This is a genomic window from Candidatus Nitrosopumilus sp. bin_6a (assembly GCF_054095695.1).
In genome coordinates, this window is the sequence record NZ_JBSWSR010000005.1 from 55,225 (window position 1) to 68,035 (window position 12,811).

A 12,811-nucleotide genomic window follows, 5' to 3' on the forward strand; every position below is an offset into this window, starting at 1 on the left:
GGAATTTAGGCATACTTTTTCCAAATTTTTAGAATCATTCTTGATTTGTAGTTGTGAATGTCGATCCTATGTCTTGATTTGTGCCTAGTACTTGATGACTATACAGTAGGTCGGGGAGGAGTAATAAACTAAGTTGTGTGTGCCGGGGGCGAGTTTCGAACTCGCGACCTCCAGATTATGAGTATTGCCTTAGTTGGAGAACCGTTAGAGTTTACCAAATTAACTGGCACTCTAACCAGGCTGAGCTACCCCGGCATGTTATAAGGCTAAAAATTTGGGAAATTAAATGATTCTAATTTCACTTGAAATCTTTCCAAGATACTTCCTCATTTTTTACCCAGAGGAACTTCTTTTGTAATGCAGATGTGTATAATTTCTCCCATTCTGCACCTACTTCATCAGTCCATGCTTTGAAAACACGAGGATCTATGTAATTTCTCAATGATGTTCCAATGTTGTAATCTTTAGTTTTTTCAGATAGATCAATTTGCAACTCTAATTTTTCTAGTCTCTCTTTTTGTTTTGCTTTTTGTTTTTTAATTTGCTCGTTTAATGTTTTGATTCTTTTTGCTTTTGTTTTTTTCTGGGCATCTGTTTTAGGTTCGCTTGCTTCAACTTTTTTCAAAGTCTCTTGAGTTTTTTTCCATGCTTGCTCTTTTTCAACTTTTTTCAGAGTGTCTCTTTTCTTTTGCAATGATTGCTCAAATGTTTTAGGAATTGTTCTTTTGTGATTACACATTATGGCAGCTTCAAGATTTGCCAATTTTGCATGATATAATTTCTCAGTTGTAGATTTTCCCTTTATATCATCATGCTTTACAAGATAGTCTTTGACAACTGTTGTGGCTTGATATGTTCTAAACACTTTGGCAGTTAACCCCTTTACAATTCCTGAAAAGTATTTGTTTACATCCCTTGACGTGATATTGTGAAAAATCTCGTCATTTGGTTTTTTCTTTTCAATTAATTTTTTCAAATTTTCCTGAAATTGTTTATCATCCCCAATGGCTTTTAGGGTTTCCTGCCATCTTACACTATCTTTTCCCAAAAAATCAAATTCTATTGTATCTGCAGTAATCTTGATGTGCTCTTTTCTTAGGGTCGTTGCACCTACAGTATCAGCTTCATCAGGATCTTTTTCGTCCCCTACTCTCATTGCAGTTCTATAAATCAAATAACATGCTGTAGCAACATTGCTCTTTTTAGGGTCTTTCATATCTTTGACCATTGCTTTTTTTATTTTTTCAATTTCTTTTTCAAGCTTGGTTGCTTTTTCGTACTTTTCTTTATCTCTACCTTGTTTCAGATCAGAACTATCTGCAAGCCATACATACTTTCTTTTCTGCGTAAGAAAATCCATCCAACTTGCAAGCCACATGGAATCTTTATCATGAATTATTTTGCCCCATTTGCCCTCTGGAACTTTTGCCTCTTTTCCAAGGTTCAGCGTTACATCTTTTGCAGTAACCCGTGGCTTCCATTTTCCTCTGAGTGGATGTTCTCCTCTACCGATGAAAATTCCTGGGGGCTCTGCCATATAGTTTCCAACTTCTACTTCTTTTCCATCCATTATGGCAATTCCGTATTTTGCTTTCAATTGTTCTCGAATCTCTTTTCTTTTTTTTGCCTGCTCTTTCTTTTCCTCTTTAGACATCATCTCTTTGAGATCTTTTTCTTTGTCAACTATTTTGTAAGCATTTGAAAAGTCAATGTCTTCGTATGATATTTTTTTAAATTTTGAATCTAAAGTTTTAGCAAAATCCGCAGTGAAATTTTTCTGAAAAACTTTGTCTTGGGCATAAGGGGTGTCTTTCTTTTTTGCCCATTGGTATACCATTTCTTCTTGAGTCAGATCAAGATTTACAGTCTCTCCTTTGATCTTTATCTTGATTCCTTGAGCCTCATATGCAGGAGGAAACAAGATTCCGTTGTGTTGTAGAGTTTTCCATTTCATATCATTTCACTTCAAAATTGTGGACTTTGATGAAAACTCTACTTTATCTGTATATCAATTTAGCGTACAAGTACGATATTATCTGGGAAATAGTTCTTTGCTCAGGTATTTCTCAAATTCCATGTCTGTTTTCATCTTTTTTGCCTCCATGAACATGGCCGCATCTGTACCTACAACATATCGTGGCAGCATTTCATCATCATGTATTGCCTTCATGACAACATCTGCAACCTGTGATGGCGGGGTGCCCAATTCTGACATCATTTTCAATCCTGCCAAAATATTGTCACTTAATTCCTTGTATTTTGGGTCTGCCTTTGATTCTGGAACTTTCATTGAATTGAAAAAGTTTGTTTTGATTACTCCTGGCTCGATTAACGTGGTTTTAATTCCAAATTGTCCAAGCTCATACCTTAAACACTCTCCTAATCCTTCCAATGCAAACTTTGAGCTAATATAAGCTGGAGATCCTGGCAGTCCCATTCGTCCTGCCACAGAACTGATATTGATAATGTTTCCTGATTTTTGTTTTCTCATAATTGGTGCAACTTCTTGTATGATTCTCACAACACTGAAAAAATTTGTCTCAAATTGTTTTCTAAAATCATCAACTGTTACATCTTCTGTACATCCAAACTGTCCATATCCTGCATTGTTAACAAGTACATCTAATCTTCCTCTCTCTGTAACAACTTTTTTGATTGCAGAAACAATTGATTCCTCTTTGTCTACGTCAAGTTCTATTATTTCTATGGGGAGATTTTCTTTTTTTGCAGCATGCTCTAATTCTCCTCTTTTTTCAGTATTTCTCATACTGGCAAATGTATGATAGCCATCTCTTGCTAATGCAAGCGCTGTCTCTAAACCAATTCCTGACGAACTACCTGTGACTAGAGCTACTTTCATGTCTCTTCTAAATTCTTGTTATATTTATCCCATTTTGATTTGTTATACTAGGGGCCTGTCTCCTTCAATAGGATCTATCAATTCTGTTTTTTCACCTGAATTTATTCTCTCCAAAATTTCCAATGCAGAATATTTGTGGAGATATTCATTATTGTTGCCGCATCTATAGGAGAATGTGCATCTTGGACATCCTGATTCATTTTTGCAGGGACATTCCTTTACTATGAACATGCTTCTTTCTAGGGCTTTTTCAAATCTGTCATAAAGTGCCTTACTTGCGCCACTTCCGCCTATTGCGCCATCATAGATGAAAATCAAGCCTGATGTACCCAGTGATATACCTCCTAAATCCTGTGATACTCCTCCTGTAATCATATTGCTGCCTTCTATCACAACATGTTCTGTTGCATGATATCCGCTGGCTTCTGCATATTCTTCATCTTCCGCCTCCTCAATTACTTTGAGCGGCCTTGGTGCATGGAATACTATTCCCTTTGTAACAAAATCATACTCTAATGGAACGTCCAACTGAACTTTTTCACCTTGTGTTATTTCTTGTCCTAATTCGATGTTGACATAGCCGTATACTTTTTTTTCTATGTGTAATTTACAAAATGCAATTTCAATTCCATTTGCATTTCTCCTCTCAAAGACAGTTTCAATAGTTGGCCATTCTTCTGTAAGTGATTTTGTATAGTATGGATAGTCTCTTGGAATTCGTTCTAGTTTCGCATAGTTGTTTTTTGGATAATCAAATTCTTTTACCCTGTAACGTACACCTGCTAGAAAATAGATTGCATCTTTGTGAAGTTCTTCTAATGCAATTGGCAATACCCTGTCCCCTACTTTTTTCCCTTCCAGAAAAATATCTATTGATTTTCCAATCCCTCTAATGCTGTAATCATTTAACATCGTATTGATTTTATCAAAATTCGGGATGATTCTATTGTTGAATTCCTTTAGATTTTCATTAATGATGTGACGTTCGATTACTTCTTGATGTTCTTTTAATTCGTGCTTTGATATTGGCCTGTCACATGCCATTGCCAACACCTGGAATTCTTCAACAAAGGGATTCTTGGGATCGATGTATGTTTTTTCAATGTCTTCAAAATAGTCATCTGGATGATTCTTGTAGTATTGTGATATTGGGTCATTTCCTAATGCCAAAAATGCATACCCTCTTTGACCCTTCCTTGCAGCCCTTCCTATTCTTTGAATTAGCCTGTTTACTGGAATGGTAGATGATATTACACAGTCTACATTGCCCACATCTATGCCTAGTTCAAGCGTAGGAGTGCATGAAATTGCTTGTAAATTCCCTTCTTTGAATTGTCTTTCAACTGATGCTCTATAGTTTGCCATCAGCCCTGCTCTGTGAACTTTGATGTTTACCCTTTGTTTTTTTGCCTGTATTGCCAGTAATTCAGAATTTAGATGCGAATTATTGAAAATCATTGTCTTGTGATTCTTTTGTGTTAGTTTTTTTGTCAATTCAACCATTAGAGATCTCTGCGTTCGAAGTGATGGAAACAACATTGCAAAATCTGTTTTTCCTTTTTTACCTGAACCTTGAATTTTTTGCATATTTTCACCAAACAGCTGCTGACAGAATTTTTCTGCATCATCAAGCGTTGCAGAAGCTGCAACAAATTGTAATTTGTCAGTGCAAATTCTTTTTAGTCTTTTTATAATGTAATGAACATTTGTTCCAAAAATTCCAGAGTACACATGAGCTTCATCTGTTACAAGAATTCTAGTTGACGTTAACAATGATGAAAATTTTGTTTGGTGCCACATGTGATAGTGTAGAACATCAAAATTTGTAATTAGAATATGGGGAGGGTTGTCTATTATTTCTCTGCGTTCTTCTAATTTTGTATCTCCGTCAAATACTTTGACTGTGGTACCAATTTTTTCTGCAAATTTTTGAATTTTTGGATATTGATCACGTGATAATGCTTTAGTTGGATATACAAAAATTGCAAAAACATTGCCTTTACTTGAATCTTTTTTTATTCTTTGAATAACTGGAATCAAAAATGCTTCTGTTTTTCCAGATGCCGTAGGTGCCTCAATGACGACATTCTCTCCAAATATTATCTCCTCAATAGCGTCTTGTTGAAATTTATAGAATTTCTCTATCTTCAATTCTTTGAGATGATCTGTTATGGATTCATCTAGTCCTAAATCTTCCACTTTGCAGCCCATTTTAGGCTCAGGATTGCTCAAAACTTTGTATTCTGAGATATAGTCTTTTTTTGAGTATAGGATTTCTTCTGTGATTTTATCTGGATTGTTTTCCCCAATCATTTTCTTGATTTCTTTTTCGTCTCTTACGATTCCCTCTTCTTTGAGTCCTTCAGATAATCCCTTGACTGTCACTAGTCCTTTGTCGTATCTTGAAAGAAATTCTAAAAATACTTCATCTGGATTCTTTGAGAATTCTAAAAGATCTTCAATGCCACATTTTTCACATGAAACATGCATTTTTTTGTTGAATGTTTTTTGAATTTCAATTTTTGACTTGCATTTAGGGCATGAGAACTTCAAGATCTATTTGATAAGAAATACTTGATGATTTATTGTTTGACAGGTATTTTGCTCCATGACATTATTAAGATGGGTATGGGGTTTGAATTTAAAATTGAAAAAAATAGAAATCAACAATATTTACAATCAAAATTGCATTGAAGGGATGAATTTAATCCCCAAAAATAAAGTTGATCTTGTCATAACTGATCCTCCTTTTGCCATCAATTTTCAGGCAAAAAAGGCAAATTATAACAGAACATCTTCCCGTGTATTGTCTGGGTATAATGAAATCAAACCTAAGGACTATTATGATTTTACATTTTCTTGGATGAGTGAGGTTTTTCGAATTCTAAAAGATTCAGGAAGCATGTATGTGTTTTCAGGATGGAATAACCTTAAAGATATTTTACGCGCATTAGATGATGTTGGATTTACTACTGTAAATCACATAATTTGGAAATACCAATTTGGTGTTGTCACTAAAAGGAAGTTTGTAACCTCGCACTATCACTGTCTATATGTTTGCAAAGATGACAAGAAACGAAAATTTTTCCCATTCTCTAGATTTGAAAAAGACGAAAAAACTGGTGATGGACGTAGCCTTCATTACAAAGACAAGGAAGATGTTTGGGATATCAAAAGAGAATATTGGACAGGTGATGAAAAAACTCCCACGAAACTACCTTCTGAAATAATTAAAAAATTACTGGAATATTCAAGTGAAAGGAATGATATTGTATTTGATCCGTTTATTGGTTCAGGTCAAGTTGCAGTAGTTAGCAAATCTATGAAAAGAAGATACATTGGTTTTGAAATAGTTCCAGAATATTACAAATTTGCTAAAAAAAGACTAGACACTGATACATACAGAATTAAAAAATCAAAATAGACTATTCTTTCTTTTCAGGTTCATCCTTCACTTTTTGCCCTATTTTCAAGGCTATGCTCTCTCTTAACTCGTCATCTGTTTTTTCTCCAATTTTTATCCCTGCTGATTTTGCAATCATTTCTAACTTTTCCCGTTCTGTTTCAACAGGTCCTGAAATTCTAGGCGTTTCTTCAGTTGCTTCTTTGATGTGGTCTTGAATCTCGTTTTTGGCTTTATTGTATTCGTTAACTGCCTGACCCATTTTCCTTGCAGCTCCTGGAAGTTTTCCTGTACCTAAAATCAAAACAAGTGCGACAAAAATTATGATCATCCATTCACTCCCTCCTATATTCAATGAATAATCAATCATGTCTTGATTTTGTCTAATTTGAAATTAAACGTAATGCCTGTGTTTGTGCCTGAATCAATGATTTGTAGTTGATCTCATTCATGAGAAGGACTTGTTGTTAATAAATTCGGAACATAATTTTTATGAAAAAAGTAGAAGCAATCGCCCAGCAGGAACTAAAGATGCAGTAATTGATGCTATCAAAAAAGTTGTTTGCACTGGAACTAAAGGTGATGGCAAAGTCTTTGTAACTGAAATAGCAGATGCACTTGATATTTGCAACAAAAAACGCGGAACAATGGATATCTAATTCAAGATTTTCTGCGGCTCTAGTTTCTTTCTAACCTTTATTGCAAATATTGCAATTCCAATTCCTATAATACAAAAAATGAGATATGGTGCTTCATTCCCAAATGTTTGTGTCATTGGTCCTCCTATAGTTGGTCCTATTGCCCAACCCATGCCAAAAACTGTTTCATATGCACCGATAATTTTGCCTGAAATTTTCTTACTGGTTTTACTCAAAATTATTTCCAGAGTTAATGGGAAAAATATGCTAAATCCAAATCCCATTAGAACTAATGCAATTCCAAAAGTAATGATTGAATCTGCAACAATAGATATTGCCAATCCTATAGATACTGCAATGGTTCCTGCAATCAAAGTTTGACTTGTATTTCTTGCAAATTTTCCTGCAAATGCAAGAGATACCACTCGTGAAATCCCAAAAACAAAATATAGTAATAAAATATCTGTTGCAGACATTCCATTATCGTTGAGAAATGCCGGATAGATTGTAAGGATAATCCCAAAAGAAGAAGTACAGAAAATCAATAATATTATTACTTCTGGAAATCGCTTCATTTCTTTTATTGAAGAAAACGAAAATCTCTCATGATGTTTCTTTACACTTTTTCTTGAGGCTAAAAGTGAAGAAATTATTGCAGCTGCTAGAATAAATGCTGCAATTTGGAATAAAGTCCTGTATGTTATGTCTAATCCTTCAAGGAATACTGTTCCAAGTAGCGGTCCTACCATAAATCCAATTACGAAAAACATCGTAAACCATGAAATGTGCTTTACTCTGTTCTCTTCTGAGCTTTCATTTGAAATAATGGCTTCACATGGGGGCCAAAAAAATGCATGTGCTATACCTGTCATGATTCTGAATCCCATTATTTCTGGAACTGATTGTGCAATTGATAGGAGATAAATTGACGCTGAATTAATTGCAGCCCCTAAACTTAACAAGTATCCGTTGTTAATCCTGTCTAGTAAAATTCCTACAAACAATGGGATGAACATGTATGGAATGAAATTTGTTAATCCAATTAATCCAAGTTCAGAATATGTGGCACCTATGATATTTTTTGCAAATACTGGAAGAATTGGACCGTGTAATCCATATGAAATTCCAATGATTAATCCTGTGATGTTAACAAGTATGAGAACCCTATTCATTTGTATGCGGCAACCATTATTGCCCCGCCCATAAGATCTTTCTCAAATTCCACTCTTGAGAATTTTTCTAAAATCAACTGTTCTAGTTTTTTGTTTTGAGGCCATCTTTTGTATGTTCCATATAGTGTACCGAACTTTAATCCCAGTCTTCCACCTGCAGCAAATGCAAGAATCGGCAAAATACATCTGAGATAAAATGAGACACCAGCTCGGAAAAATGCTTCATCAGGTTTTCCCAAATCTACTATTACAAATCTTCCGTCTTTTTTTAACACTCTATGTATCTCCGATATTGCAATTCTCAAATTAATTGCGTCTCTTAATGAATAACCACACAACACTGCATCAAATTCTTCGTCTTTAAATGGGATATGTTCAAAAACACCATTTGCCATATCTGGAGTTCTTTCAAAAAACGTGCCCGTATTTTTTAGCATGGGTACAAGCGGATCATACAGCGTAATTGAAATTTTTCCATCAGTTAACTTCATTGCGGTTTTTGACATGTTTCCAAATCCTGAACCTGCATCCAAAATTTTGTTACCTGCAACTACTCTTTGCGAAATTCCTCTGATTCGATGCTCTTGATCTTTGCCAAGTGAAATTATGGAATTTACTTTATCATAAATTGGAATGATCTCTCGAAGTACTTCCATTACTTCTCCCCAATAACTTCCTAAACCCATAATCTATCGTCTCAGTATGCTTGTTTGAATAGTTTGCAAATCAAAATTTCTATGGAGCAAATTTTGATGCGTTTTGAGAATAATTTTGTAAATCCGATTCCGAAACTTTTTCAAATATTTTTGCCTCGGATGTAATTTTTGCCATTTTTATGTGATTGATTCCCTCTTTTGTTTCTGCTTTAAGATTAATTGCTGCTATTGCTAATGATGCCGCGTCTTCTAAACTCAAATCATCTTTGTAATGTTTTTCTAAAAATGCATTAACATCATCAGAACCTGCACCGATTGCAACTGCTGCAAATTGAACATATGTTCCGCTAGGATCTGTTACATAGATTGATTCTCCTTTTTGATCAATTCCTGCAATAATCATTGAAACACCATTTGGACGAACTCCTCCATACTGTGTAAATTGATGAGCTTGGTCTGCTAGATGTTTGGCAACTGTTGCCACTTCAACAGATTCATCATATGTCATTCTGTTTCCTTGTGAGAAGAATCTTGCACCATCTACTTGAACACGTGCATCTGGAATATATCCTGCTGCAGCAACACCGATGTGATAGTCAACTTGAAAAATTTTCTGTGTAACATTACTAGTTTGTAAAGTACGGGGTTTTTCTTCAACTGCCATGATTACACCATCCTTGCTTTTGATACCAATGGCTAGTGTGCCTCTTTTTACAGTCTCAATTGCATATTCGACTTGGTAAATTCTACCATCTGGAGAATACATGGTAGGGGTCATATCGTAACCGCGTGATGCCATCATAATATCACGAGTTCATTCTCAGTCAATTTAAGGGTAATTGTCTTGCCTGAATATGGGGAAGATCAAGCATATCCAATATGTGTATTACAGTATCATTTTTTTAAAATTTTAGATCTATTGAAAAATTTAAAGGATTTTTTCCTCCTAGCATAAACCCATCCAACAATACTGCCAATAATTACTGCTGACAAAACTACCTTGTAGACTAACTCCTCATCATAATCATTGTCTGGTGTCGCAATTGGATCTAGTTTTGGATTTATAATGCATATTCCGTCTTGATAAATTGCTCCTGGGTCACACACTGCATCTTGTTTTTCGATAACTTGTAATTCTACTGCCTTTGCTATCTCTTTTTGTTGTTGTGCAATTTCTTGTGGGATCTCTTTGATGTTTATCGGTTTGGTGTCTATCTTCCCTTCTTTGGCTTCTTCAGTGCTTTCTTGAATCTCCAGATGATAGTAAATTCTACTTTGTTCGATTAGTTTTTGATATCTGTCATATTCTGAATATGTCCATAGTTCATCGTTGTAGAGATTACCACATAATCTTGATTCAATTGAATGTTGATGGTGTTCAAAAAAGTCATTCCCAATCATTTTGTATAGTTGATAATTTTCTTCACACCATTCTATCCCATTTTTTGTTAAACCTGCTGTATCTCGGAATGGGCTTTGTGCAAATGCCGGACTAACTAAAAGTAATACGGAAAAAATTATCAGATATTTCAATTGAAAATTTTCTTTTTTATTAACTCATAAATGATTCTACTTTTAGAATAGAATCTCTTCTGATTGCACCATCATTTTACTACAAGGATATTGCAAAATTATAGTATCATTATCTTGTCCTCTCTAAAGGCATCTTATTAGGCATAAACTGTCAATTTGGATATGATCTGGAAATACTGTTTTAAGTAAAATTGATTTTATTAATTTCAGATATGTCCAATCAACTACTAGAATTCAAAGAAATCATTAGATCAAGACAGTCTTCTACTCAAAGAAAGACCGACAAGCAGACCAGGAAACTCTTGCTATACTTGTTTACAAGTACAAGAGGTGGCTTTACACGTTTACGAATAATTATTCATTTGTTAGATCAACCATATAATACCCATCAACTAGCACAAAAACTTGAACTTGATTACAAGGCTGTTCAGCATCACATGAAAGTGCTTGAGAAAAATAATATGGTTTTAAAAATTGGCGAAAAATATGGTGCAATATTTCACTTGTCTAATTTCCTTGAAATTAACATTGGCGCACTTGATGAAGCAATTGACAAACTGGATAGAAAAATGAATCACTCCAAAATCTATATCTGATATGGTTTGTCAATTTGCGATCTAAAAATTTGAACTAAAGTTAATATAATATGCACAGATTGAAAAAATATCTTGGTCAAAAATGATCCTTTTGCTAATGCAACAAAACAAGTTAATGATGCATGTGATATCATCGGAATCAAAGACAAAGAATTACGTGAATATTTGGCAATGCCAAATAAAGTTTTGAGAGTTAAAATTCCAGTTAAAATGGATAATGGTAAAATTAGAGTTTTCACAGGTTTTAGAAGTCAACATAACAATGATCGAGGTCCATACAAAGGTGGTATTCGTTACTTTGATCCAGAAGGTGGAGTGGAATACATGGAACGTGAAGTCATGGCACTTTCTTCATGGATGACTTGGAAATGTGCAATCGTAGATGTTCCTCTTGGTGGAGGTAAAGGTGCAATCTATGTTAATCCAAAAACTGAGAAACTCAGTGAAGGTGAACTAGAGAGACTTACTAGAGGATTTGCATACAAAATTTCTGAAATTATTGGTCCAGGCAAGGACATTCCCGCACCAGATGTTTACACTACAGGAAAAGAAATGACTCAAATCATGGATACTTTTAGCAAACTAAACGGCAATGTATATTCTCCAGGTGTAATTACTGGAAAACCAATTTCTATGGGCGGCTCACTTGCAAGAAATGTTGCAACTGGATTGGGCGCAGCATACACTGTCAGAGAAGCTGCAAAGGCTTTGAAAATTTCTCTTAAAGGTGCAAAAGTTGTTTTGCAAGGATTTGGCAATGCATCAACATTTGCAGGTGAATATCTTGAAAAAATGGGTGCTAAAGTAATTGCTGTTAGTGATTCTAAAGGTTCAATTTCAATTCCAAAAGGTGCAAAGGTTAGTGCAATTTTAGCACATAAAGAAAAGAAAGGCTCAGTTGTTGGATTTCCAGGAAGTACAAAAATCTCAACTGAAGAATTACTTACTACAAAATGTGATATTCTAGTTCCAGGTGCATTAGAGAATCAAATTGATGCAAAAATTGCAAAGAATCTCCAATGTAAAATTATTGCAGAAGCTGCAAACGGTCCAACATTACCAGAAGCAGATCCTATCATTTATCAAAAGAAGATTCTAGTAATTCCTGATATCTTGGCAAATTCTGGTGGTGTTTGTATCTCCTACTTGGAATGGGTACAAAACAATATGGGATATTATTGGAGCTTTGATGAGGTTGCAAACAAGATGGAGAAAAACATCACAAAGGGATTCAAAGACGCATATGAACTTAGTAAAAAGCACAAAATTGACATGAGAAAGGCAACCATGGTTTTAGCTGTAGAAAGAGTTCTTGAAGCATTTGACCAAAAAGGCATCTGGCCATAATCTTAGGCTAGAAAAGATTCGTAACTTCTTAACTGTTCGATAAACATTATCTTTCCTTTTGTAATTATACGGAGTTTTCTTTTGAAAGAAAGATCGACTTTTGTTCTTCTTTGTAGTAATTGAATTGTTTTTCCAGTTAGAATTCTTCCTTTTCTATCTCTGTCAAAAAGAATAATCAGTCTTTCATGTTTTACAACAGAATCTGCAAAATCAATCATTCCAGCAAACCTGTGAAACTCTAAAACTTTTCCAGTGAAACCCAGTTTTTTTAATGCATTAGAGTCTCGCTTTCCTTCAACGACTACTGCACCATTCTCTATCGAATTTAATTCAAATACAAATTTTTTTAGTTCAAAAATCTCTTGCTCTGATACTAACACAATCTAAAATCTATTTTCACTTATTAAAATACACCTTGTTGAAAACCAATAAATTAATTCGCTATGACAAGTTAATGAAATCAAATGAAAACTGAAACAGAAATTGCCGAATATAGAAAAGAGATTGAAGAGAGATTAGTAAAATCAGAATCCATGGATGCTATGAAATACTATCAAGGCGTTCTTAGATGTCTCGAGTGGGTAGTGACAGGACAAGACGTTTAGA

At 34.6% G+C, this 12,811-nt stretch carries 14 protein-coding genes and 1 tRNA gene; 5 read left to right on the plus strand and 10 right to left on the minus strand.

All coding sequences use genetic code 11. The features are described from left to right. Window positions 1–140: 140 nt before the first annotated feature. The 4 genes from ACW9XA_RS06035 to ACW9XA_RS06050 all read right to left on the minus strand — a co-directional run bounded on the left by ACW9XA_RS06035 (window position 141) and on the right by ACW9XA_RS06050 (window position 5,413). Window positions 141–255, minus strand: a tRNA-Met gene (locus ACW9XA_RS06035). 43 nt (window positions 256–298) lie between these two features. Next, the gene (locus tag ACW9XA_RS06040) at window positions 299–1,954 is read right to left on the minus strand and encodes a DNA topoisomerase I (RefSeq protein WP_457763469.1); all 1,656 of its coding nucleotides are present in this window, start codon (window positions 1,952–1,954) and stop codon (window positions 299–301) included. Window positions 1,955–2,032: 78 nt separating this feature from the next. Beyond that, window positions 2,033–2,860, minus strand: a complete 828-nt coding sequence (locus ACW9XA_RS06045; protein WP_457763470.1) for an SDR family oxidoreductase — start codon at window positions 2,858–2,860, stop codon at window positions 2,033–2,035. A gap of 42 nt (window positions 2,861–2,902) precedes the next feature. Continuing rightward, window positions 2,903–5,413: a DEAD/DEAH box helicase gene (locus ACW9XA_RS06050; protein WP_457763471.1), complete on the minus strand. Its 2,511-nt coding sequence runs from the start codon at window positions 5,411–5,413 to the stop codon at window positions 2,903–2,905. Between the two features lie 55 nt (window positions 5,414–5,468). On the opposite strand from ACW9XA_RS06050, the gene ACW9XA_RS06055 reads away from it, so the two are divergent. After that, window positions 5,469–6,284 (plus strand): DNA-methyltransferase, encoded by an 816-nt coding sequence (locus ACW9XA_RS06055; RefSeq protein WP_457763472.1) that lies wholly within the window; start codon window positions 5,469–5,471, stop codon window positions 6,282–6,284. A 1-nt stretch (window position 6,285) separates the two neighbouring features. Here the strand turns inward: ACW9XA_RS06055 and ACW9XA_RS06060 are convergent, their stop codons facing one another. Continuing rightward, window positions 6,286–6,633 (minus strand): Sec-independent protein translocase subunit TatA/TatB, encoded by a 348-nt coding sequence (locus tag ACW9XA_RS06060; protein WP_457763473.1) that lies wholly within the window; start codon window positions 6,631–6,633, stop codon window positions 6,286–6,288. 94 nt (window positions 6,634–6,727) lie between these two features. Between ACW9XA_RS06060 and ACW9XA_RS06065 the strand changes: the two genes are divergently transcribed. Beyond that, window positions 6,728–6,922: a P-II family nitrogen regulator gene (locus tag ACW9XA_RS06065; RefSeq protein WP_457763474.1), complete on the plus strand. Its 195-nt coding sequence runs from the start codon at window positions 6,728–6,730 to the stop codon at window positions 6,920–6,922. Here ACW9XA_RS06065 and ACW9XA_RS06070 read toward each other — a convergent pair. The 4 genes from ACW9XA_RS06070 to ACW9XA_RS06085 all read right to left on the minus strand — a co-directional run bounded on the left by ACW9XA_RS06070 (window position 6,919) and on the right by ACW9XA_RS06085 (window position 10,262). After that, window positions 6,919–8,073 carry an MFS transporter gene (locus tag ACW9XA_RS06070; protein WP_457763475.1) on the minus strand — a complete coding sequence of 385 codons (1,155 nt, stop codon included), beginning with the start codon at window positions 8,071–8,073 and terminating at the stop codon, window positions 6,919–6,921. The genes ACW9XA_RS06065 and ACW9XA_RS06070 overlap by 4 nt on opposite strands. Then, window positions 8,070–8,759: a class I SAM-dependent methyltransferase gene (locus ACW9XA_RS06075; RefSeq protein WP_457763476.1), complete on the minus strand. Its 690-nt coding sequence runs from the start codon at window positions 8,757–8,759 to the stop codon at window positions 8,070–8,072. Before ACW9XA_RS06075 ends, ACW9XA_RS06070 begins: the two co-directional genes overlap by 4 nt. A gap of 49 nt (window positions 8,760–8,808) precedes the next feature. Beyond that, on the minus strand, window positions 8,809–9,531 hold the full coding sequence (locus ACW9XA_RS06080) for an archaeal proteasome endopeptidase complex subunit alpha (protein ID WP_457763477.1): 723 nt from the start codon (window positions 9,529–9,531) through the stop codon (window positions 8,809–8,811). Between the two features lie 92 nt (window positions 9,532–9,623). Next, entirely contained in the window at window positions 9,624–10,262 is a 639-nt protein-coding gene (locus ACW9XA_RS06085; protein ID WP_457763478.1) for a hypothetical protein, read from the minus strand. 212 nt (window positions 10,263–10,474) lie between these two features. On the opposite strand from ACW9XA_RS06085, the gene ACW9XA_RS06090 reads away from it, so the two are divergent. Together ACW9XA_RS06090 and ACW9XA_RS06095 are read left to right on the plus strand one after the other, a co-directional pair. Further along, window positions 10,475–10,858: an ArsR/SmtB family transcription factor gene (locus tag ACW9XA_RS06090; RefSeq protein ID WP_457763479.1), complete on the plus strand. Its 384-nt coding sequence runs from the start codon at window positions 10,475–10,477 to the stop codon at window positions 10,856–10,858. Between the two features lie 72 nt (window positions 10,859–10,930). After that, window positions 10,931–12,205, plus strand: a complete 1,275-nt coding sequence (locus ACW9XA_RS06095; protein ID WP_457763480.1) for a Glu/Leu/Phe/Val family dehydrogenase — start codon at window positions 10,931–10,933, stop codon at window positions 12,203–12,205. A 2-nt stretch (window positions 12,206–12,207) separates the two neighbouring features. Here ACW9XA_RS06095 and ACW9XA_RS06100 read toward each other — a convergent pair whose 3' ends face one another. Continuing rightward, a complete protein-coding gene (locus ACW9XA_RS06100) occupies window positions 12,208–12,585 on the minus strand; it encodes a toprim domain-containing protein (protein WP_457763481.1) in 378 nt (125 codons plus the stop codon). An 84-nt stretch (window positions 12,586–12,669) separates the two neighbouring features. Here ACW9XA_RS06100 and ACW9XA_RS06105 point away from each other — a divergent pair, with 84 nt between their 5' ends. Continuing rightward, window positions 12,670–12,810 (plus strand): hypothetical protein, encoded by a 141-nt coding sequence (locus tag ACW9XA_RS06105; RefSeq protein ID WP_457763482.1) that lies wholly within the window; start codon window positions 12,670–12,672, stop codon window positions 12,808–12,810. Window position 12,811: the final 1 nt, after the last annotated feature.

Coding starts and splice junctions, on each gene's coding strand:
- ACW9XA_RS06040 (WP_457763469.1), bottom strand. CDS start 1,954: ATGAAATGGAAAACTCTACAACACAACGGAATCTTGTTTCCTCCTGCA.
- ACW9XA_RS06045 (WP_457763470.1), bottom strand. CDS start 2,860: ATGAAAGTAGCTCTAGTCACAGGTAGTTCGTCAGGAATTGGTTTAGAG.
- ACW9XA_RS06055 (WP_457763472.1), top strand. CDS start 5,469: ATGACATTATTAAGATGGGTATGGGGTTTGAATTTAAAATTGAAAAAA.
- ACW9XA_RS06060 (WP_457763473.1), bottom strand. CDS start 6,633: ATGATTGATTATTCATTGAATATAGGAGGGAGTGAATGGATGATCATA.
- ACW9XA_RS06070 (WP_457763475.1), bottom strand. CDS start 8,073: ATGAATAGGGTTCTCATACTTGTTAACATCACAGGATTAATCATTGGA.
- ACW9XA_RS06075 (WP_457763476.1), bottom strand. CDS start 8,759: ATGGGTTTAGGAAGTTATTGGGGAGAAGTAATGGAAGTACTTCGAGAG.
- ACW9XA_RS06080 (WP_457763477.1), bottom strand. CDS start 9,531: ATGATGGCATCACGCGGTTACGATATGACCCCTACCATGTATTCTCCA.
- ACW9XA_RS06090 (WP_457763479.1), top strand. CDS start 10,475: ATGTCCAATCAACTACTAGAATTCAAAGAAATCATTAGATCAAGACAG.
- ACW9XA_RS06105 (WP_457763482.1), top strand. CDS start 12,670: ATGAAAACTGAAACAGAAATTGCCGAATATAGAAAAGAGATTGAAGAG.